At 63.0% G+C, this 20,327-nt stretch carries 18 protein-coding genes; 3 read left to right on the top strand and 15 right to left on the bottom strand.

Annotation, left to right across the window (positions count from 1 at the left end; translation table 11 throughout):
- Positions 1 to 76: 76 nt before the first annotated feature.
- Positions 77 to 2,329: a transglycosylase domain-containing protein gene (locus tag EJ071_RS10845; protein ID WP_126097857.1), complete on the bottom strand. Its 2,253-nt coding sequence runs from the start codon at positions 2,327 to 2,329 to the stop codon at positions 77 to 79.
- Positions 2,330 to 2,861: 532 nt separating this feature from the next.
- A complete protein-coding gene (locus tag EJ071_RS10840) occupies positions 2,862 to 3,863 on the bottom strand; it encodes a ribonuclease Z (protein WP_126097856.1) in 1,002 nt (333 codons plus the stop codon).
- Positions 3,864 to 3,905: 42 nt separating this feature from the next.
- Between EJ071_RS10840 and EJ071_RS38420 the strand changes: the two genes are divergently transcribed.
- Both EJ071_RS38420 and EJ071_RS10830 read left to right on the top strand, forming a co-directional pair.
- Complete coding sequence (locus EJ071_RS38420; protein WP_189521440.1) at positions 3,906 to 4,211, top strand: hypothetical protein; 306 nt, start codon at positions 3,906 to 3,908, stop codon at positions 4,209 to 4,211.
- Between the two features lie 16 nt (positions 4,212 to 4,227).
- Entirely contained in the window at positions 4,228 to 4,494 is a 267-nt protein-coding gene (locus EJ071_RS10830) for a hypothetical protein (RefSeq protein ID WP_126097855.1), read from the top strand.
- Here the strand turns inward: EJ071_RS10830 and acs are convergent.
- The 7 genes from acs to EJ071_RS10795 all read right to left on the bottom strand — a co-directional run bounded on the left by acs (position 4,491) and on the right by EJ071_RS10795 (position 10,957).
- Complete coding sequence (gene acs / locus EJ071_RS10825; protein WP_126097854.1) at positions 4,491 to 6,521, bottom strand: acetate--CoA ligase; 2,031 nt, start codon at positions 6,519 to 6,521, stop codon at positions 4,491 to 4,493. The genes EJ071_RS10830 and acs overlap by 4 nt on opposite strands.
- Before the next feature lie 393 nt (positions 6,522 to 6,914).
- Positions 6,915 to 7,163, bottom strand: coding sequence for a hypothetical protein (locus EJ071_RS10820; protein WP_126097853.1), 249 nt, complete (start codon positions 7,161 to 7,163; stop codon positions 6,915 to 6,917).
- Positions 7,164 to 7,795: 632 nt separating this feature from the next.
- The gene (locus EJ071_RS10815; RefSeq protein ID WP_126097852.1) at positions 7,796 to 8,179 is read right to left on the bottom strand and encodes a hypothetical protein; all 384 of its coding nucleotides are present in this window, start codon (positions 8,177 to 8,179) and stop codon (positions 7,796 to 7,798) included.
- 166 nt (positions 8,180 to 8,345) lie between these two features.
- Positions 8,346 to 8,492 carry a hypothetical protein gene (locus EJ071_RS10810; protein ID WP_126097851.1) on the bottom strand — a complete coding sequence of 49 codons (147 nt, stop codon included), beginning with the start codon at positions 8,490 to 8,492 and terminating at the stop codon, positions 8,346 to 8,348.
- A 57-nt stretch (positions 8,493 to 8,549) separates the two neighbouring features.
- Positions 8,550 to 8,753 carry a hypothetical protein gene (locus tag EJ071_RS10805; protein WP_126097850.1) on the bottom strand — a complete coding sequence of 68 codons (204 nt, stop codon included), beginning with the start codon at positions 8,751 to 8,753 and terminating at the stop codon, positions 8,550 to 8,552.
- 61 nt (positions 8,754 to 8,814) lie between these two features.
- Positions 8,815 to 9,435 carry a ribonuclease D gene (locus EJ071_RS10800; RefSeq protein ID WP_126097849.1) on the bottom strand — a complete coding sequence of 207 codons (621 nt, stop codon included), beginning with the start codon at positions 9,433 to 9,435 and terminating at the stop codon, positions 8,815 to 8,817.
- Positions 9,436 to 9,571: 136 nt separating this feature from the next.
- A complete protein-coding gene (locus tag EJ071_RS10795; RefSeq protein ID WP_126097848.1) occupies positions 9,572 to 10,957 on the bottom strand; it encodes a M20/M25/M40 family metallo-hydrolase in 1,386 nt (461 codons plus the stop codon).
- Between the two features lie 447 nt (positions 10,958 to 11,404).
- Between EJ071_RS10795 and polA the strand changes: the two genes are divergently transcribed.
- Positions 11,405 to 14,365 (top strand): DNA polymerase I, encoded by a 2,961-nt coding sequence (gene polA, locus EJ071_RS10790; protein WP_189521439.1) that lies wholly within the window; start codon positions 11,405 to 11,407, stop codon positions 14,363 to 14,365.
- Positions 14,366 to 14,606: 241 nt separating this feature from the next.
- Here the strand turns inward: polA and EJ071_RS10785 are convergent, their stop codons facing one another.
- The 6 genes from EJ071_RS10785 to EJ071_RS10760 form a co-directional block, all read right to left on the bottom strand.
- Positions 14,607 to 15,011 carry a Fur family transcriptional regulator gene (locus tag EJ071_RS10785; RefSeq protein ID WP_126097846.1) on the bottom strand — a complete coding sequence of 135 codons (405 nt, stop codon included), beginning with the start codon at positions 15,009 to 15,011 and terminating at the stop codon, positions 14,607 to 14,609.
- A 126-nt stretch (positions 15,012 to 15,137) separates the two neighbouring features.
- Positions 15,138 to 16,184, bottom strand: a complete 1,047-nt coding sequence (gene mgrA / locus EJ071_RS10780; RefSeq protein ID WP_126097845.1) for an L-glyceraldehyde 3-phosphate reductase — start codon at positions 16,182 to 16,184, stop codon at positions 15,138 to 15,140.
- Between the two features lie 168 nt (positions 16,185 to 16,352).
- Positions 16,353 to 17,495, bottom strand: a complete 1,143-nt coding sequence (locus EJ071_RS10775) for a Gfo/Idh/MocA family oxidoreductase (RefSeq protein ID WP_126097844.1) — start codon at positions 17,493 to 17,495, stop codon at positions 16,353 to 16,355.
- Between the two features lie 12 nt (positions 17,496 to 17,507).
- The gene (locus EJ071_RS10770; RefSeq protein ID WP_126097843.1) at positions 17,508 to 18,254 is read right to left on the bottom strand and encodes a sugar phosphate isomerase/epimerase; all 747 of its coding nucleotides are present in this window, start codon (positions 18,252 to 18,254) and stop codon (positions 17,508 to 17,510) included.
- Between the two features lie 30 nt (positions 18,255 to 18,284).
- Positions 18,285 to 19,394, bottom strand: a complete 1,110-nt coding sequence (locus EJ071_RS10765; protein ID WP_189521535.1) for an ABC transporter ATP-binding protein — start codon at positions 19,392 to 19,394, stop codon at positions 18,285 to 18,287.
- Complete coding sequence (locus EJ071_RS10760; protein WP_126102534.1) at positions 19,394 to 20,320, bottom strand: carbohydrate ABC transporter permease; 927 nt, start codon at positions 20,318 to 20,320, stop codon at positions 19,394 to 19,396. The genes EJ071_RS10765 and EJ071_RS10760 overlap by 1 nt, the downstream gene beginning before the upstream one ends.
- Positions 20,321 to 20,327: the final 7 nt, after the last annotated feature.

Here is a 20,327-nt window from a genome sequence, read left to right as displayed (position 1 = left end):
CATGTAGCCGAAGGCGCTTGCCATTGCGAGAGGCGAGTTGCCGGCTGGACCACGATCCCGAAAGCGGGATCAGGCTTTAGCCGCCACTCAGAATATCGAGAATGGACGTCTGCCGCCGTTTCTTCGGGCCGCCGACGTCGCCGGGCGGCACCGGATGCCCGACCGACGCGGTGGTGCCGCCGTCGCTGGGCATGTCGAAACCGTCGGCATCGACCGTCTGGGCCGGACGCGCCTGGCGCGCAGGCGCCTGGGCAACCGGCGCCGACTGGCCGACCGGCGCGGGCGGCGCCGGCGGCGGCTGTGAGCCATCCGCCGACGGGATCTCGTCCGGGACGACCGTATCGGAGGGCGTCGACTTCCACGTGCCGGGCAGCGGCCTGACCGGCACGCCTTCATGCGCCGCCACCATGAACTCGTGCCAGGCCTGCGCCGGCAATGCGCCGCCGGTCACTTTCTTCATCGGGCTGCCGTCGTCATTGCCGAACCAGACGCCGGTGGTGAGGTTGGCGGTGTAGCCGACGAACCAGGCGTCGCGCGAATTCTGGCTGGTGCCGGTCTTGCCGGCCGAAGGCCAGTTGAAGGCCGCCTTCTTGGCGGTGCCGACCTCGACCGTGCCCGTCATCATCGAGTTCATCATGCCGACGATGTCGGCCTTGATGACGCGCGGCGCGCTCCCGCCATTGTTCTCGTAGAGCACCTTGCCGCCGGCCGTGGTGACGCGGCTGATAAAATGGATGTCCGGCTTGTAGCCCCCGTTGGCGAAAGGCACATAGGCGGAGGTCAGTTCCAGCGGCGTCACTTCCGACGTGCCGAGCGCGATAGAGGTGTTCGACTGCAGGTCGGACTGGATGCCCATGCGGTGCGCCGCCTCGACCACCGCGTCGGGCCCGACTTCCATGGTGAGTTGCGCCGCGACCGAGTTCAGCGACTTGGCCAGCGCGGTGGCTAAAGTCACCTTGCCATAATATTTGCCGCCGTAATTGTCGGGCGTCCACTTGCCTATTCTGATGGGGGCGTCGTTGCGCACGCTGTCCGGCGTGCGGCCGGCCTCGAGCGCCGCCATGTAGACGAACGGCTTGAAGGCGGAGCCTGGCTGGCGCCGCGCTTCCGAGGCGCGGTCGAACTGGCTGGTCGAATAATCATAGCCGCCAACCATTGCGCGCACGGCGCCGGAATCGTCGATCGACACCAACGCGCCTTGCGTGACGTTGAGCTTCTTGCCGCTCTCGTCGATCAGCCGGCGGATCGACTGCTCGGCGAGTTTCTGCAGCGTCAGGTCGACCGTGGTGTCGATGACGATGTCGCCGCGCACGTCGCCGATAAGGTCGGGCAGTTCCTCCATGACCGTGTCGGCGACATAGTTTTCCGAGCCGGTCCAGTAGGAGGGCGAGCGCGTCGCCGGCGCGCTCAGCGCCACCTTGTATTCCTTGTCGCTGATCTTGCCTTCCTCGCGCATGGCGGCGAGCACGAGCTGCGCGCGCTCTTCCGCCGCCTTCGGGTCGCGCGCCGGTGAAAGCCGCGACGGCGCCTTCAACAGACCGGCGAGAAGCGCTGCCTCCGACAGCGAGACGTCGCGCGCGCTCTTGCCGAAATAACGCCGCGAGGCCGCTTCCACGCCATAGGCGCCGGAGCCGAAATAGACCCGGTTGAGGTACATTTCGAGAATCTGGTCCTTGCTGTGCTTGTGTTCCAGCCACAGCGCCAGGAGCACTTCCTGCACCTTGCGCTCCAGCGTCCGGTCCGGCCTCAGGAACAGGTTCTTCGCCAGCTGCTGCGTCAGCGTCGAGCCACCCTGCGAGAAATGACCGCCGAGCACGTTGGTGACCATGGCGCGCGTCAGCCCGATCGGGTCGATGCCGAAATGCGAATAGAAGCGGCGGTCCTCGATGGCGACGACGGCCTCGGGTATATAGGGCGACATCTCATTGAGGCCGACGGCCTCGCCGCCGCTCATGCCTCTGTTGGCGATGAGCTGCCCGTCGACCGAGACGATCTTGATGTTGGGCGCGCGGTCGGGGATCGACCAGGTGGTCGCCGCCGGCATCTTGGCGCCGTAATAGACGACGATGCCGGCCACCGCGATGCCGCCCCAGATGCAGAGCACGAAACACCAGTAGAGCAGGCGGCCGAAGATGGAAAACAGACCGCGCCGGTTGCGGTCTCGGCCGCGACGCGACGATTTCGCCTTGCCGGATTTGCGTTTTGCTCCGGATTTGCGACTTGCCGGCACGACGCGATCCTCCTCGCTGACCGAAAAGCCGTCGGAGGGTTTCGCCCGCGGCGAGCCCTCGAAGCTCGGTTCGATGCGACTGTCTCTGCGGTTCGCCATGCGCTGTGCTTGCTTGTCCCCGGTGCCGATGGCGCTCGAGGTGCAGAGTAGATGCGGCGGTTTAAAGGCGCGTTAAATTGGCACTCGGCCAGCCCTTTGAGATTCCTTACGAAATTCTTAATCCGTTACCGTGTGTTACCGCTCTGTTCACGACACTTAAGCCGAGCCTCGGCGAAGCGATCGGCGGCCGTGGTCGGAGGCGAAGAAGCTATAGCGGCCCGCGCCGGACGATGCGTTGGTGATCATCGATAAGCCGTCGAGGCAGATCAAGTTTCCCCACCGAGCCGCCGGCGCAAAGGAGAACTGCCGTGAATCACATGATCATCGCTCGGGCCCCTGCCCCAACGGAATAAGGGGCTATGTCTTTTCGTCATTCAGACGAATGCCGCGGGCAGGGTGGACCTCCGTCGATTGCGGACTTGCTAGCAAATCGGACAGTCTGCGCTCGCGCCGGCTGATAAGCCCTAAGCCCCCCGCCCGTCAGTCTCCGGCCGTGCGCGCAATAGTAGGGGCCTTACAAGGGGAACGAGCCTTATCTCGCTGTAACGGAACTTCCGAGAAATCCGGCTTCGAATTCGGTCCGCAGCTCGTCCTCACGTCCGAGATACCGAGGCGAAAGGTGTATCTGGTGGGCGGAGATAGCGCCGGCTTGCCTGGCGATCGCGCCTGCCTGCGCGGCAGTCAGATGCTTCTTCGACGCCGCGAGGTCTCGGTCTTCCTCCAAGAATCCGGCTTCGATGAAAAGATGATCGGCGCGGCGCACCAAGTTAGAGAGACGTGTGACGTTCTCCGGACCGAAGGCTAAATCGGTTGCATACGCGATGCGTTGACCCGGCCCACAGACCAGCGCCCGATCCCGCAGCAGTTCCCCAAGCGTTACCTTCCTGCCTGCAATCGGCGTGAACTCGGTGGCCGCATCAGCGCCGCATCGCGCCGCCCGCTTGGCGTTTGTGAGCCAAGGTCCGACAGGAAGATCAAGCTCGTCTAGACGCGACCGGTGCACGTTCACCCGCAGTTTTTCCTGGAAGGCGAAGGCTAAGCAAGGAATCCCGTGATCGAGCGTGACGGCTTCGATCGTGAACTCCGGATCGTCCAGGGGGAACAGGGTGTCCGGGTTCTGCCAATTCTCCCGCGCGAAAGCCCTGCGCGCCCGGAAGGCGGCTGCAGTGGAAAAGCCTTCTTCCGTCCAATCAGAGGCGGAGATCGTAAAGTCCTGCGACTGCTCGTTGAGGAGATTCCACGTGTAGGCCCGCAGCTTGGCCTCTACGGCATCGGCCAGTCCGGGCGGGCCGATGATATGGACCTGCTTGTCACGATAGAGCGACACCCCCAACAGGCGATCGAACCCGCTAAAGTGATCCATGTGCATGTGCGACACGAATACGTGCGAAACGTGCAGGATCTCACGTGGCGAAAGCGCCGACAGATCGCCGAGGTCAAAGAGGACTGCCCTACTGCCGAAGCGGAAATCGAGAAGCAGTCCCGGGCGGGAAAACGGCTCATTCACTAAGCGCGGCTGGACGAGAAGAGTCATGATAGGGAAGGCAAGAGTTGCATCCTCCACAATTCAGGACGCGTGCCGTTCGTTCCGCCGCCGGTCCGAATAGGCTATGGGGACGCCCATCACGTCTACACGGTCGAACGTGTCGTCGGGGATCTCGGCGTCTGCGAAGGGCTCATCCAGGAACTGCCCCACGATCTCGAGCCCGAGCACGGCGTCATCAGGGTCTACGGGGTCAATGATGACGACGGGATCTTGGCCTTCGCCGATAATGGCATCAAGGAGATCGAACTGCCGCGGCGCGACGGCCGGAGATCAAAGTCGGCGTTCCTCGCAAACGCAAAGAACCGCCCCGAGCGTTCAGATCGAGACGGCGAGTGAGTTATGATGAAAGTGGTTGCGGGGACCCGCAACCATCACCATCGGACCCGACAACAACGGCGAGATCGCTTTTGGCGCCCTGCAAGCCGGCCTCGATCCGAGCTACGCTCCCCATAGTCTAGCTCACGTCACATGGGGCGGATGTGACGAGATCGACGAAGTCACAGGCGATGGCCATTCCGAATTGCTCGGCGACGACCCGATCGAAATCACGTTCGCCTGCCACGATGGCGACGAGGCCATCCTCAAGGCAATACGGCAGACTTCTTCAACAGCCTGCTAGACCTTCATCCTTCGAATCTCATCGACGACTTCGGGATTAGCCAGGGTTGAGACGTCACCGGCATCCTCATCATTCGAGATCGCCCTTAGGACACGGCGCATGATCTTGCCGGAACGGGTCTTCGGCATGTCGGGGACCATCACGACACGGCGCGGTCGGGCAATGGGCCCGATCTCACGGATCACGGCGTCTTCCACTCGCTTGCGGATGTCCTCGCTTGGGGCCAGCCCGGGCTTCAGCGATACGTAGAGGTCGGGTACCCTGCCTTTGATTTCGTCCCTGGCGGGGACCACCGCAGCCTCGGCGACCTCCTCAACAAGGAGACTGGCGGACTCGATCTCCTTGGTTCCGAGCCGATGCCCAGCCACATTGATGACGTCATCGATCCGACCCAAGATGCGATAATAGCCGTCGGCCGCCTGCAAGGCACCGTCGTTGGCGAAGTACGGCCAGTCGCGCCAGTCGCGACTCTTTCGGTTCTTGCAATATTTTGCGTAGTATTGTTCGACGTAGCGATCGGGATTCTTCCAGATCGTCTGAAATGTGCCCGGCCACGGATTTTGGATGCAGATGTTTCCAGCGCGGCCGGAGCGCGGCGGTATCTCGTTGCCGTCCTCGTCATAGATGATCGGATGGATGCCAGGCACGCCTGGCCCCGCGCTCCCAGGCTTCATCGGGTGGATGGCCGGCACTGTGCTGCACAAGAAACCGCCGTTCTCAGTTTGCCACCATGTGTCGACGATGACCGCTTCGCCCTTGCCTACAACGTCGTGGTACCACCGCCACACCGCCGGCTCTATGGGCTCGCCCACTGTCGTCATATGCTTGAAGTGGTAGTGGTATTTTGCCGGCTCATCGGGTCCGGCGCGCCGAAGCGCTCGGATTGCTGTCGGCGAGGTGTGAAAGATGTTGACGTCGAGCTCTTGGGCGATGCGCCACGGACGCCCCGCGTCAGGATGGGTCGGGAGCCCCTCATATACGACCGAAGATGCGGCGAGCGCCAATGGTCCGTAGACGATATAGGAATGACCGGTGATCCAACCGATATCGGCCATGCACCAATAGACGTCCTCCGGATGGATGTCCTGAATGTACTTTGAGGTCCCCGCGACGTAGGCGAGATATCCACCGGTGCTGTGCTGGCAGCCCTTGGGTTTGCCGGTGGTGCCGCTTGTGTACATGAGGAACAACGGGTCTTCGGCGGGCATTTCCACAGGGTCGATCCTGCGGTGCCGGTAACCCGACAAAACTTCGTTCATGATGAAGTCGCGGCCCTCGACCAGCGGCGTCTTGCTCGAGTAGCGCCCCGGGTACCTCTGCCACACGAGCACTTTCTCGAGCGTTACGCCATCCTTCTTTGCTTCGGTGAAAGCGATGTCTGCTTTCTCCTTGTGATCGAGGAGCTGGCCGCCTCGGTAATAGGCGTCCATTGTGATCAGCGCACGGCTTTCGGAATCAACGACCCGGTCCGCCGTGGCTTTGCCGCTGAAGCCGCTGAAGACCTGCGAGTGAATGATGCCGAGCCGCGCGCAGGCTAGCATCGTGATGGGAAGCTCCGGGACCATCGGCATGTGCAGCGTCACTCGGTCACCTTTCTTGAGACCGCAGAAGTCCCGCAACAGCGCGGAGACTTCGTTTACGCGCACGTAGAGTTCCTGGTAGGTGACATGCTGGATGGCTTCGTGCTCGGGCTCGGGGACAAAGTGGATCGCGGTCTTGTTTTTGTGCTTGGCGAGATGGCGGTCGACGCAGTTGTAGCTGGCGTTGAGCCGGCCCCCAATGAACCACTTCCAGAACGGCGGATTACTCGTGTCGAGTGTGACGTCCCAAGGCTTATACCAGTCGAGAAGATCGGCGTACTCTTTGAAGCAATTCGGGAATTTCTTGAGGCTGAATCGCTCAAAGACCGTCTGGTCAGTCAGATTGGCTTGAGCAATGAATTTCTCCGTTGGTTTGACATAGTCCTCTTCCTGCCAGTGCACTGCGATCTCGGCCTCGGACACCTCTGTGGCTCGATCCTGTGACATATGCTGCCTCCCAGGTTTTGTGGCTTGAGGAAGCCGTTGCTCTCAAGCGAAGCAAAAAGGATAACACCCGCAGGCCTGTGGCCGAAAGCCTGGCGCTGGCCGCCAGCGCAACAGGCGCTGCTCGAACGGAAAGTGAACACCGCACCCGATCTGGATGAGTTGACTGACCTTTGATCGCAAAACCCGAAGGCCAGCGTGCTCCCGGAGGGGAGCAAATAGAGTCCTCTATACCCAGGGCGAGGTCCACACCCACAGGAACAGGCTGCGCACCTAAGCGGGGTGATTGGGCGAAGCTGGCCAATGGCAATGTTATCGGACTTGCGTCGCCCAACCCGTCAGCCAAGGCGCCGCCTACAGCGACGATCTCTGCAGTTGAGCCCCGCAGCATAGCGTTCAGACTGGAGTGTACCCTTCGATCATCGTCAGAATCTCTTCCTCGATCGCTCTGCGCCGATCATGCAGAATGCGCGCTTCCGGGCTTGTCTCTCCGTTCTCGGTCCGCACGATCTTTGTAACTTCACGATCGGTATCAGCATACTGCTGACAAAGAGCATCGAAAACCTGGCTGTCCTGGATCAGTTGTCGAACCGCGGCCTCATTCTCCGGGAACCGTGCCAGTATATCGCGTATACGGTCGACCATAGCAGCCTCCTAGTTCCTCCTCCTGAACTGCTTGATAATGTAGCTGTCGGCCGACGCCGGAAAAGATGCGAGTGCCTGCATTTTCAAATTCCGGCGCCTCGGGCCGCTCGAGAGGATGGTGGGGCCGTGCTCACCACGGGGCGGAGCTCGTATGGCGGCAGAAACAGCAGCAACGCTCCCCTTTTGCGAACCGCGTCTTGTTCAAAGATGCGAAATCATGGCACCTCCCGATCTGTGGCGCGATAGATTCCATAGCCAACCTTGATAAGCAGGCCCTTTTTACACATTCAAGCTAAATAGCAGCGGGGAATGCCGACGTCCGTGAGATCGCGCGTTCGCACGACCCCCTCGTTCTCGGGCGAGAGCGACTGCCCGCTCCCTGAGGGATGGCTTCGGCCCACCAGCCAACGAACGCCGTGCATGCTCGCCCTGCCACTGAGTGCGAGCGGCCGGTAACGGTCAACAACAAAAACAATCACTTACCTTTAAAGGCGCGTTAAGTGCGGAAAAATCGAAGCGATTGAAAATCAAATGCCCGGCAATCGCGATCTGACCCGATTTCGCGGACGCAGGAGCGCAAGCGGCGGCAACACCCGATCGCGCTCCTACTTTGTGGTTCGTCGCGACGCGCTTTAGTCGAGCACGGCACGAACCGACAGCGCCGCTCTCGATGCCTGCATGACGTCGCCGACATGGCAGTAGCAGACGATCTCGTGCAGCTGATAGTCGCTCAGCTCGAAGAAGCGCTTTGCTTCCCCGTAAGTGTCGTCCTTCAAACCCTCGCCGTGCAAAATCGGGTCTTCGAGAGCGACCGATATCGGCGAGCCGTCGCCGCGCATGATGTCGCGCTCGGGCCGGGCACGGTATTCGGTGCCGGTAAGCGCGGTTAGCAGCCGGGTTGGCTCACGTTCGAGAAGCTCCGCCCAACGTGCGAGGCGCTGGGTTCGGCTCATGATGGGTCTGGCAGTTTTGACCTCGGCAACGGCGTGCAGCTGGTCCAGTGTTTGGTGCCTCATGGCAACCTCCTAGTGGCTAGGTTGGTTGGCCCCAAACTCCCTATGCCGTGATGATACCGCCGAACCGCCCGGACGTCACTCTCGTTGCCGTCCCGTTCCCGCAAGATTGATGGGAGCTGTTATCCGGAGCAAGCCGGTCAAGCCGCAAGATGCGCACGCGACCGGATCAATTCTGTTGGATCGAAATGCCCTTGTCGTCGATCTTGAGCTCCACGCCTTTCGGCCTGGTCTGCTCGCGATAGATGTAGACGCCAAGTCCAATGATCACGACGACCAATACCCCGATAACGAGGTAGAGCATGTTCTGTCTCATTGCGCCCCCTTGTTGCGGCCGGACCTCATGCTCGCTTCAGAAACTGTCAACGATTGCTCACTGGTCGTCGTCGTCGCCGGATGCCGGCCGCCAGCTCGTTGGATCGACTTTTTTCTGGGTGTCGCTGTCGGTGTAGACCCACCAACCGCCGTCACGATACTGACCGGCGGATTCGTTGATCACGCCGTCGACGTCCTTCCAGATGATCGTGACCTTCGAGCCGTCTTTCGGCGCGGTCGCTATCGGTTTGCGCTCTGCCATTTCATTCCCTCTCACTCCAACAATGGACCGGCAGGAACGCGGCTCGACGCGCCAGGTTCCGTCAGCTGTGCGCGAAGATATCTTCTTCCCCCCAGCCCATCAGGTCGAGCTTGGCGCGCGTCGGCAGGAAGCGGAAGCAGGCGTCGGCCTCCTTGGTACGGCCCTCGCGCGCCAGCCGTGCCGCAAGCACCTCGCGCAACCGGTGCAGGTAGAGCACGTCCGATGCCGCATATTCGAGCTGCTCGGGCGAGAGCGTTTCCGCCGCCCAGTCCGACGATTGCTGCGCCTTGGAGAGACCAATGCCGAGCAGTTCGTTGCAGATATCCTTCAGCCCGTGCCGGTCGGTATAGGTGCGGGTCAGCCGCGAGGCGATCTTGGTGCAGAACACCGGCTCGGCCATGACGCCGAAGGTGTGGTAGAGCACGGCGATATCGAAACGGCCGTAGTGGAACAGCTTGGTGACAGTGCGGTTCCGGAGCAGGCTGACGAGGTTCGGCGCTTTCCGCTGACCGGGGGCGATCTGGATGACGTCGGCGCTGCCGTCGCCGGGCGAAATCTGCACCACGCAGAGCCGGTCGCGATGCGGATTGAGCCCCAGCGTTTCCGTGTCGATGGCCACCGCCCCGACATTGTAGCGGGACAGGTCCGGCAGATCGTTCTTGTGGAAACGGATGTCGGTCATTCTCTTCTCCGGATCGCGGCCTGCAGCGCCGCGCATCCTTTGGGATGCGCAAAGGACGCTGCAGCACTTTGCGCTAGAAAGCCCGTCCTCGCCGCGATCCGAAGAAAAATCAACAAAAACTTGTCTTTCCCGCCTCTCAACGGGTCAGCGCATCGAGAATGCGCGCCCAGGAGCGCTGCCCCTTATGGAAGGAGGAGAGCTCGTATTTCTCGTTGGGCGAATGGATGCGGTCGTCGTCGAGGCCGAAGCCGACCAGCAGCGATTCCATGCCGAGATAGGTCTGGAAGTCGCCGACCACTGGAATAGAGCCGCCGCCGCCGGTGGTGACGGCCTGCTTCTCCCATTCGTCGGACAGCGCGTCCTTGGCCTTGGCGAGGAACGGCGAGTCGTAGGAGAGCTGGATTGCCGGCGAGCCGCCATGCGGATGGAATTCGACCGAGCAGTCGGCAGGGATGCGCTCACGCACGAAAGCCTGGAAGGCGGCGCGGATCTTCTTCGGATCCTGCTTGTGCACGAGGCGGAACGACACCTTCGCCGAGGCTTCCGCAGCGATCACCGTCTTGAAGCCCTTGCCGGTGTAGCCGCCGATGATGCCGTTGAATTCGGCGGTCGGCCGCGCCCAGGTGAGCTCGAGCAGCGAGCGGCCCTTTTCGCCGGCGGGAATGGAAAGCCCGACTGGTCCGAGGAAGGTCTCGGCCGTTTCGCCGAGCCCCTCCCAGGACTTCAGCACCTGCGAGGGCGTCTCCTCGACACCCTCATAGAAGCCCGGGATGGTGACATGGCCGTCCTTGTCGTGAACGTCGGCCAGGATCCTGGCGAGGATCCGGATCGGATTGGCCGCCGGGCCGCCATAGAGGCCCGAATGCAAGTCGCGGCTGGCCGCCTTGACCGTGACTTCCTCGCCGACCATGCCGCGCAGCGACACGCAGATCGACGGCGTCTCGCGGTTCCACATGCTGGTGTCGCAGACCAGCGCGAAATCCGCTTTCAATTCGGCGGCATTCGCCTCGAGGAAGGGCTTCAGCGACGGCGAGCCGGACTCCTCCTCGCCTTCGAACAGGATGGTGACGCGGCAAGGCAGGTTGCCATGCACCTGCTTCCAGGCGCGGCATGCCTCGACGAAGGTCATAAGCTGCCCCTTGTCGTCGGCCGAGCCGCGCCCGGTGACCACCTTGCGGCCGGGCTCGATCTCCTTGATCGACGGCGCGAACGGATCGCTCTCCCAAAGCTCGACCGGGTCGACCGGCTGGACGTCGTAGTGGCCGTAGAACAGGACATGCGGCGCGCCGGCCGGCCCTTCGTGATGCGCCACCACCATCGGATGTCCGGGCGTGTCGCGCACGCTGGCGTCGAAGCCGATCAGCTTGAGGTCGGCGACCAGCCATTCGGCGCCCTTGCGGCAGTCGGCGGCAAAGGCCGGATCGGTGGAGATGGACTTGATGCCGAGCAGGCCGAAAAGCCGTTCCAGGCTCTGGTCGAGGTTCTGGTCGAGACGGTCGAGGACGGGGGAGATTCTGGACATTTTTTCAGCCTTTCGATTCTGGCCCGACCCTAAAGGGGCGAGCAGAAAACGCAAAGCCGTGATCATTGGACCACGGGCTTTGGCGTCAGTGACGCGGAGGCTGCAGGGCAAAAAAGAACCGCCGTGGTGGAGGGGGAACCACGGCGGTCTTTACTCGAAACGTTGCGGCAGCCCGGAGAGGGGGGATAGGCTGCCGCAGTTGCCCGGGATAGGCGGGGGACGGGCCTTACTCCGGACTTCGGCGAAAACTGCCGATGACAACTATTTGGGTCCGTGAACATGGCGATTCAAGGGCACGAGCATTACACTTTTGTAACATACCCGTGAGTGGCCGGATGAGCAGCCGGATTCCGGCGTGATCGGCACTTGTCAGGGTGTTGCCGGAACCGGTGGGTTGCGCCGCCTTTGGCATGGACCGCGAAGCCTGGCCGCGCTATCCCTGCCGGCATGAAAAAAGGCGATCACCTCTTCCTTGTCGACGGCTCCGGCTACATTTTCCGCGCCTACCACGCGCTGCCGCCGCTGAACCGCAAATCCGACGGCTTGCCGACCAGCGCCGTGCTCGGCTTCTGCAACATGGTGTGGAAGCTGATGCAGGATGCCCGCAACACCAGCGTCGGCATCGTGCCGACGCATTTCGCCGTCATCTTCGATTATTCGTCAAAGACCTTCCGCAGCGATCTCTATCCCGAATACAAGGCCAACCGCTCGGCGCCGCCGGAAGACCTCATCCCGCAATTCGGCCTGATCCGCCAGGCGACCGTAGCCTTCAACCTGCCCTGCATCGAGATGGAAGGCTTCGAGGCCGACGACATCATCGCCACCTATAGCCGGCTGGCCTGCGAGGTCGGCGCCGACACCACCATCGTCTCGTCCGACAAGGACCTGATGCAATTGGTCGGCCCGACGGTCGGCATGTACGACCCGATGAAGGACCGCCAGATCGGCATCCCCGAAGTGATCGAGAAATGGGGCGTGCCGCCGGAAAAGATGATCGACCTGCAGGCGCTGACCGGCGACTCCGTCGACAACGTGCCCGGCGTGCCCGGCATCGGCCCGAAGACCGCGGCGCAGTTGCTGGCACAGTTCGGCGACCTCGACGGGCTTTTGGCTCGTGCCAGCGAGATCAAGCAGGACAAGCGGCGCGAAACCATCATCGCCAATGCCGACAAGGCGCGCATCTCGCGCGAGCTGGTGACGCTGAAGAACGACGTGCCGCTGAAAGAGGGGCTGGACGACCTTGTGCTGCATGCGCCGGACGGGCCGAAGCTGATAGGCTTCCTGAAGACGATGGAATTCACCACGCTGACCCGCCGCGTGGCGGAAGCGACCGCAACCGAGATCGGCGACGTCCAGGCCGCGCCGGTCACCATCGAGCGCGCCGATACCGCGCATGGCCCCGACGTCGGCGCCGGCGCGCCGGCCCCAAGACCAGCCCCGCCAAACGGCGCCGCGGAGCCCTCCCGGCCGCCGGTCCGAGGGGAGGACGCGCCGCCGCAGGGCGACACCCCTTCCCTGCTCTCGGCGCTGCGGCTGGAGCAGGCGACGGCGCGCAAGATCGACGCTTCGGCTTATACGGCCATTCGCGATGTGGCCGCGCTGAAAGCCTGGGTCGCCGAGGCGAGAGAAGCCGGCATCCTTGCTTTCGATGCCGAGACCACCTCGTCCGACCCGATGCAGGCCGAGCTGATCGGCCTCTCCATGGCGATCGCGCCGGGCCGCGCCGTGTACGTTCCCCTCGCCCATATGAGCGGCAATGGCGACCTGCTTGGCGGCGGCCTGCTGGCGGATCAGATCCCGGTCCGCGAAGCGCTGGCGCAGCTCAAGCCGCTGCTCGAGGACAGGTCGGTTCTCAAGATCGTCCAGGACATGAAATACGACATCGTCGTGATGAGCCGGCACGGCATCGAGATCGGACCGTTCGACGACACGATGCTGGTCTCCTATGTGCTCGATGCCGGCACGTCCGGCGGCCATGATCTCGCCTCGCTGTCGGAGAAATGGCTGGGCCATGCTCCGGCCTCCAAGAAGGAACTTGCCGGATCGGGCAAGAGCGCCATCGGCTTCGGCCAGGTCGATATCGAGCGGGCGACCGCCTATGCCGGTGAGCAGGCCGATCTGGCGCTGCGCCTCTGGCAGCTGCTGAAGCCCAGGCTCGCCGCCAAGGGCCTCGTTTCCGTCTATGAACGGCTGGAGCGGCCGCTGGTGCCCGTGCTCGCCCGCATGGAGCAGCGCGGCATCTCGGTCGACCGCCAGATCCTGTCCCGACTCTCCGGTGAGCTGGCGCAAGGGGCCGCGCGCGTCGAGGAAGATATCTACGGCATCGTCGGCGAGCGCATCAACATCGGCTCGCCGAAGCAGCTCGGCGACATATTGTTCGGCAAGATGGGCCTGCCGGGCGGCTCCAAGACCAAGACCGGCCAATGGTCGACCTCGGCGCAGCTTTTGGAAGACTTGGCCGCCGAAGGCCACGAGTTGCCACGCAAGATCGTCGACTGGCGCCAGCTCACCAAGCTCAAATCGACCTACACCGATGCGCTGCCGGGCTTCATCAACCCCGGCACCAATCGCGTCCACACCTCCTATGCGCTGGCCGCGACGACCACCGGGCGTCTGTCCTCCTCCGAACCCAATCTGCAGAACATCCCGGTGCGCACCGCCGAAGGCCGCAAGATCCGGACCGCCTTTATCGCCGAAAAGGGCCACAAGCTGGTCTCGGCCGACTACAGCCAGATCGAATTGCGCGTGCTGGCGCATGTCGCCGAGATCCCGCAGCTCAAGCAGGCCTTCGCCGACGGCGCCGACATCCACGCCATCACCGCCTCGGAGATGTTCAACGTGCCGGTCGAGGGCATGCCTTCGGAAGTGCGCCGCCGCGCCAAGGCGATCAATTTCGGCATCATCTACGGCATCTCGGCCTTCGGCCTCGCCAACCAGCTGTCGATCCCGCGCGAGGAAGCGGGCGCTTACATCAAGCGCTATTTCGAACGCTTCCCGGGCATCCGGGACTATATCGAGGAAACCAAGGCCTACGCGCGCGAGAATGGCTTCGTCGAGACCATCTTCGGCCGCCGCATCCACTATCCGGAGATAAGGTCGTCCAACCCGTCGGTTCGCGCCTTCAACGAACGCGCCTCGATCAACGCCAGACTCCAGGGCACCGCGGCCGACATCATCCGCCGCGCCATGGTGCATATGGAAGAGGCGCTGGACAAGGCGAAGCTGTCGGCCCGCATGCTTTTACAGGTTCATGACGAGCTGATCTTCGAGACGGTGGAAGCGGAGGTCGAGGCGACTATCCCCGTCGTGCGCCGCGTGATGGAGAACGCGCCGATGCCGGCGGTCTCGATGTCGGTGCCGCTGCATGTCGATGCCCGCGCCGCGGATAATTGGGACGAGGCGCATTAGGCGCCTCACCTTCGTTCGTCATCCACGGGCGGAGCAAGGAGCGAAGCGACGCGCGCAGACCCGAGGATCCATGCCGTGACGCAGGCCGTAAAACGCGGCGGTTGCAGATAGCCTTGCAAGGCTCGCGGCGCTTCGATCCAGATTCTGCGCCGTGGCGGCGCGTCTATGTCACGGAATGGATACTAGGGTCTGCGCGCGTCGCTTCGCTCCTTGCTTCGCCCTAGTATGACGAAGCGAAGGCTTACGCCGCCTCGGCCCGGCACTTCGCGCATACCCCCCTAAACTCGATCACCGCCTTCTTCGCCGCAAATCCGGTCGAGCGCACCCACTCGTCCAGCCGGTGGTCGACATCGTGGTCGGACATCTCGGTCACCTGGCCGCAACTGTCGCAGATGGCAAAGGCCGTCATCGAATGGCTATGATCGTGCGGCTCGGCGCAGGCGACGAAGGAATTGAGGCTTTCGAGCCGGTGCACGAAGCCCGATTTCACCAGCGTGTCGAGCGCGCGGTAGACCTGCAGCGGCGCCCGGAAGCCGCGCTCGCGCAGCTGGTCGAGCAGCATATAGGCGCTGAGCGGCCCGGTGGCGGCCTCGAGCTTCTCGAGCACGCACAGCTGGTTCTTGGTCAGCGCATCCCTTGCCGTCATCTTGTCCGTCCGGTCGTCGCGTCGTTTCGCGTGCCGATTGTGCACGCAAACGGTCTCTGGTCCATGAGATAGCGACGAACGCGCATCTTTGCCACTGTTTCCGCAGTTGGCCGCCCGACGCAGCCCTTACTTGCGTGGTGGTCCCTTGCGCTCGGCGGATGCCGCCCAAAGGTTTATGTCGGCCTCGCGTGCGTAAGTGTCGATCTCGGCGAGTTCGGCATCGCTGAATTCGAGCGCCTTGAGCGCGCCGACGCAATCCTCGACCTGCTCCGGCCGGCTGGCGCCGATCAGCGCCGAGGTCACGCGGCCCTTGCGCAGCACCCAGGCCAGCGCCATCTGCGCCAGCGTCTGGCCGCGCCGGCCGGCGATGGCGTTGAGCGCCTTGATGTTGGCGACCGACTTGTCGTTGATGAAAGCGGGCCTGAGCGACTTCCCCTGGGATGCGCGGCTGCCTTCGGGGATGCCGCCGAGATATTTGTCGGTCAGCATGCCCTGCGCCAGCGGCGAGAACACGATCGAGCCGATGCCCAGCCCCTCCAGCGTGTCGAGCAGCCCGTCGTCCTCGACCCAGCGGTTGAGCATCGAATAGCTCGGCTGGTGGATCAGGCAGGGCGTGCCGAGCCGCTTCAATATGTCGGCCGCCTCGCGCGTGCGCTGCGAATTATAGGAGGAGATGCCGGCATAGAGCGCCTTGCCGGAACGCACCGCATGGTCGAGCGCGCCCATCGTTTCTTCCAGCGGCGTCTCGGGATCGAAACGGTGGGAATAGAAGATATCGACATAGTCGAGCCCCATCCGCTTCAGGCTCTGGTCGAGGCTGGCCAGCACATATTTGCGGCTGCCCCATTCGCCATAGGGACCGGCCCACATCTCATAGCCCGCCTTGGTCGAGATGATCAGCTCGTCGCGATAGCCGGCGAAATCGCTGCGCAGGATCTCGCCGAACGCGGTCTCGGCCGATCCGGGCGGCGGGCCGTAATTGTTGGCGAGGTCGAAATGCGTGATGCCGAGGTCGAAGGCCTTGCGCACGATCGCCTGCTTGGTCCTGTGCGGCGTGTCGTTGCCGAAATTGTGCCACAACCCCAGCGAGATCGCCGGCAGCTTGAGGCCGGACCGTCCGCAGCGGTTGTAGATCATCTTCTCGTAGCGGTTCTCGGCGGCGACATAGGGCATGGGAAATCCTCGGGATCGAAGAGCGCGGCGATCGCCGCTAGAGCATGATGCCGAAAAGTGTGGAGCGGTTTTCGGACGACATCATGCTCCGGCTCTAGTGTGAATTGAATCGATGCTTGCCCGACACCCTTACCCTCTCCCCGCCGAAACGGGGAGAGGGGCTGCCACCTACTTTTTCTTCGCCAGCAGCGCCTTCGCCTCCTTGATGCCGAGCGCTGCCGGCCGCTCGCAGGTCGTCTGCATGGCGACGAACTTGCCGCTTTCGCCGGAGCGCAGGATGCCGGTCATGACGTCGACGGCATGCAGGGCCAGCTCCATCGAGCAGCGGTGCGGCCGCCCTTCGGCGATTGCGATCGCCATGTCGGCGAGCCCTGCGGTGCGGTAGTTGGCCATCATGCCTTGGCTGTGCATCTCGTTGGGCACGCCGAACGGATGATCCCACTTCGGCAGCTTCTTCACCGGCTTGGTGGCATCGGTGAAGCGAACCTCGCCGCCGAAAAAGTTCGGGTCCGGCACAAAGACGGTGCCCGCCTCGCCGTAGAGCTCCATCGGCGCGTGGCCATGGCTCCAGACGTCCCAGCTGGTGTTGAGCGTCACCACGGCGCCGTTCTCGAATTCCAGCAGCGCATGGATGGTGGTCGGCGTGTTGACCGGGATTTTTTCGCCCGCGCGCGGTTTGGAGCTGATCGTGCGCTCCTTGGCCGGCATCGCCGCGAAGGCCGCAACCTGCTTCACCGGTCCGATCAGCTGGATCAGGTTGGTGACATAGTACGGACCGATGTCGAGCACCGGGCCGGCGCCCGGCTGGAAGAAGAAGTCCGGATTGGGGTGCCAGTGCTCCATGCCGTGGCCCATGACATGACAGGTGCCGCTGGTGATCCTGCCGAGCTTGCCATTGTCGATCAGCTCGCGCGCCAACTGGTGCGCGCCGCCGAAGAAAGTGTCGGGCGCCGAGCCGATGCGCAGGCCCTTCTTCTCGGCCCGCTTCTTCAAGTCCAGCCCTTCCTTGACCGACAGCACGAAGGGCTTTTCCGAATAGACATGCTTGCCGGCGTCGAGCACCCGCTTCGACACTTCATAATGCACGGCCGGAATCGTCAGGTTGACGACGATATCGATGTCGTCGGCTTCGAGCAGCTCGTCCACCGTTTGCGCGCGCAGCTTGAACTCCTTCGCCCGCGCCTTCGCGGCGTCCATGTTGATATCCGCGCAGGCGCGCATCTCGATGCCGCGGAAGAGCGGCGCCAGCGAGAAATACGCCTTCGAGATGTTGCCGCAGCCGATGACGCCTACGCCAAGTTTCCTTGCCATTGTGATCTGCTCCTACCAGCTCTTGGCTGCCGCGATCGAGCGACGGGCGAAGCGCTCGATGTCGTTGGGGTTGTCCTGTTCCATGACGAAATACTGCGCAGCGCTTCTAGCGCGCAACGCCTTGATAAGGCCTGGCCAGTCGATGGTGCCGTGGCCGACATCGGACCAGCCGTCTTCGTCGAGCCCCTCGCCGGGCTTCGCCATATCCTTGACGTGAACGGCAACGATGCGCTTGCCGTGCTTTTCGATCCAGGGCAGCGGATCGGCGCCGCCGCGCACCACCCAGGCGACATCCATCTCCCAGCCGATGTCGGGCGTCGCGGACAGGATATGGTCCTGCGGCAGCGAGCCGTCGGCGAGCGCCTTGAATTCGAAATCGTGGTTGTGCCAGGCAAAGCCGTAGCCGCCTTTCTTCGCGGCTTCGCCGACCTTCGCCAGGCGCTCGCCGAAGCCGCGCCAACCGGCTGCGTCGCCCGGCCGCGCATCGGGCATCAGGTAGGGGCAGATCAGCAGCTTGACGCCGAGCGTATCGGCGATCCTGCGCACGCCATCGAAATCCTTTTCGAGCGCGTCGATGGAAAAATGCCCGGTCGGCATGGCGAGCCCGTTCTTGTCGAGCGCGGCGCGGAATGCCTTTGGATCGTCATAGACGCCGCCAAAGCCTTCGACTTCCTTGTAGCCGAGCTCGCCGAGCATTTTCAGCACGCCGTCCCATGGCTGGAAATTGCGGGCACTATAAAGTTGGAATGACCAGTTCATCTGTCTGTCCGTTCTTGGTGGTTTGGGAGGTTAAAGTCGGCTGTCGGTCTCGGCGTCGAACAGCGAAGCGCGCGCCGGATCGAAGCCGATGCGGATCGCATCGCCGTTGCGCAGCGTCTTGTCCGCTTCGACGCGGAAGGAAAGAATCTGGCCGCCGAGCTTGGTCCACACCAGCGTGTCGGAACCCATCGGATCGACGATCTCGACGGTGGACTCGGCGCTAAACGGCATCGCCTTGGCGGCGTCGCCCAAGGCAATGTGCTCGGGCCTGATGCCGAACACGCAGGGCTTGCCGGCACGACCGTTGTCGCCATCGAATGTGTAGCGGCCGAGCGGCACCGAAACACCGTCGGCCTTGAAACTAGGCGCATCGCCCGCTTCCAACTCCCCTTTCAGGAAATTCATCGCCGGCGAGCCGAGGAAGCCGGCGACGAAGCGGTTGACCGGGCGGTTGTAGATGGTCTGCGGCGCATCGAGCTGCTGGATGACGCCACCCTTCATCACCGCGATACGGTCGGCCAGCGTCATCGCCTCGATCTGGTCGTGGGTGACGTAGATCATCGTGTTCTGCAGCCTGCGATGCAGGAGCTTGATCTCGACGCGCAGTTCCGAGCGCAGCTTGGCGTCGAGATTGGACAGCGGCTCGTCGAACAGGAAGACGTCGACGTCGCGCACCAGCGCCCGCCCGATCGCCACGCGCTGGCGCTGGCCGCCGGAAAGCGCCGAGGGCTTCCGCTGCAGGAGCGGCTCGATCTGCAGGATCTCGGCCGCGCGCGCGATGCGTTTGGCGATCTCGTCCTTGGGCACGCCGGCGACGCGCAGGCCGAAGGAAAGGTTCTTCTCCACCGTCATCTGCGGATAGAGCGCATAGGACTGGAACACCATGCCGATGCCGCGATCCTTCGGCTCCTCCCAGGTGACGTTCTTGCCCTTGATGAAGATGCGGCCCTCGGAAATGTCGAGCAGGCCGGCGATGCAGTTGAGCAAGGTGGACTTGCCGCAGCCGGACGGCCCGAGCAGCACGATGAACTCGCCCTCGGCGACGTCGAGGTTGAGCGTCTTCAGCACCGACATCACGCCGAAATTCAGCGACAGGTCCTGGATCGAAACGCTGGGATTGGCGATCGCTGCTGCCATCATCATCCTTTCACCGCGCCGGCTGCGATGCCGCGCACGAAGAGCTTGCCGGAAACGAAGTAGACGATGAGCGGCACGAGGCCGGTCAGAATGGTCGCCGCCATGTTGACGTTGTATTCCTTCACGCCCTGCACCGAGTTGACGATGTTGTTGAGCTGCACCGTCATCGGATAGGTGTCTGGGCGGGTGTAGACGACGCCGAACAGGAAGTCGTTCCAGATGCCGGTCACCTGCAGGATGACGGCGACGACGAAGATCGGCAGCGACATCGGCAGCATGATGCGCAGGTAAATGCCCCAGAAGCCGGCGCCGTCGACGCGCGCGGCCCTGAACAGCTCCTCCGGCATCGACGTGAAATAGTTGCGGAACAGAAGCGTCAGGATCGGCATGCCGAAGATCGAATGCACGATCACCAGGCCGGTCAGCGTTCCGTAGATGCCGATCTCACGCAGGATGATGACGATCGGGTAGATCATCACCTGATAGGGGATGAAGGCGCCGACGATCAGGATGATGAAGAAGGTGTCGGCCCCCTTGAAGCGCCAGTTGGCCAAAGCATAGCCGTTCACCGAGGCGATCGCGATCGACAAGAGCACCGACGGCACGGTGATGCGCACCGAATTCCAGAAGCCGCGCGAGAGCCCGTCGCAATTGAGGCCGGTGCAGGCCTGCGACCACGCCTTCACCCAGGGCTCGAAGGTGACCTCCAGCGGCGGCGAGAAGATGTTGCCGAGCCGGATTTCCGGCATGCCTTTGAGCGACGTGACGACCATCACGTAAAGCGGCAACAGATAATAGAGCGCCACCACGATGAGCGTGCCGTAGAGGAAGATGTTGCGGCGCGACAGCGCATGCCGCGGCTTCGCTCCGCTCGGCCCCAATGCATCACTCGAAGGGGCTTCGCGCCGAAGGGCATCGGGCTTGGGTATGGAGGCA

The organism is Mesorhizobium sp. M1B.F.Ca.ET.045.04.1.1 (assembly GCF_003952465.1).
GTDB classification, from domain to species: domain Bacteria; phylum Pseudomonadota; class Alphaproteobacteria; order Rhizobiales; family Rhizobiaceae; genus Mesorhizobium; species Mesorhizobium shonense.
The sequence above is the reverse complement of the archived record's forward strand: the minus strand, read 5'-3'. Positions and strand labels throughout refer to the sequence as shown.

Excerpts from the sequence above, each read along its gene's own strand:
- EJ071_RS10845 (WP_126097857.1), bottom strand. The coding sequence starts at position 2,329 with ATGGCGAACCGCAGAGACAGTCGCATCGAACCGAGCTTCGAGGGCTCG.
- EJ071_RS10765 (WP_189521535.1), bottom strand. The coding sequence starts at position 19,394 with ATGATGGCAGCAGCGATCGCCAATCCCAGCGTTTCGATCCAGGACCTG.
- EJ071_RS10820 (WP_126097853.1), bottom strand. The coding sequence starts at position 7,163 with ATGGTCGACCGTATACGCGATATACTGGCACGGTTCCCGGAGAATGAG.
- EJ071_RS10800 (WP_126097849.1), bottom strand. The coding sequence starts at position 9,435 with ATGACCGACATCCGTTTCCACAAGAACGATCTGCCGGACCTGTCCCGC.
- EJ071_RS10805 (WP_126097850.1), bottom strand. The coding sequence starts at position 8,753 with ATGGCAGAGCGCAAACCGATAGCGACCGCGCCGAAAGACGGCTCGAAG.
- EJ071_RS10815 (WP_126097852.1), bottom strand. The coding sequence starts at position 8,179 with ATGAGGCACCAAACACTGGACCAGCTGCACGCCGTTGCCGAGGTCAAA.
- mgrA (WP_126097845.1), bottom strand. The coding sequence starts at position 16,184 with ATGCCCTATGTCGCCGCCGAGAACCGCTACGAGAAGATGATCTACAAC.
- EJ071_RS10775 (WP_126097844.1), bottom strand. The coding sequence starts at position 17,495 with ATGGCAAGGAAACTTGGCGTAGGCGTCATCGGCTGCGGCAACATCTCG.
- EJ071_RS10840 (WP_126097856.1), bottom strand. The coding sequence starts at position 3,863 with ATGACTCTTCTCGTCCAGCCGCGCTTAGTGAATGAGCCGTTTTCCCGC.
- EJ071_RS10810 (WP_126097851.1), bottom strand. The coding sequence starts at position 8,492 with ATGAGACAGAACATGCTCTACCTCGTTATCGGGGTATTGGTCGTCGTG.
- EJ071_RS10770 (WP_126097843.1), bottom strand. The coding sequence starts at position 18,254 with ATGAACTGGTCATTCCAACTTTATAGTGCCCGCAATTTCCAGCCATGG.
- EJ071_RS10785 (WP_126097846.1), bottom strand. The coding sequence starts at position 15,011 with ATGACGGCAAGGGATGCGCTGACCAAGAACCAGCTGTGCGTGCTCGAG.
- polA (WP_189521439.1), top strand. The coding sequence starts at position 11,405 with ATGAAAAAAGGCGATCACCTCTTCCTTGTCGACGGCTCCGGCTACATT.
- acs (WP_126097854.1), bottom strand. The coding sequence starts at position 6,521 with ATGTCACAGGATCGAGCCACAGAGGTGTCCGAGGCCGAGATCGCAGTG.
- EJ071_RS10795 (WP_126097848.1), bottom strand. The coding sequence starts at position 10,957 with ATGTCCAGAATCTCCCCCGTCCTCGACCGTCTCGACCAGAACCTCGAC.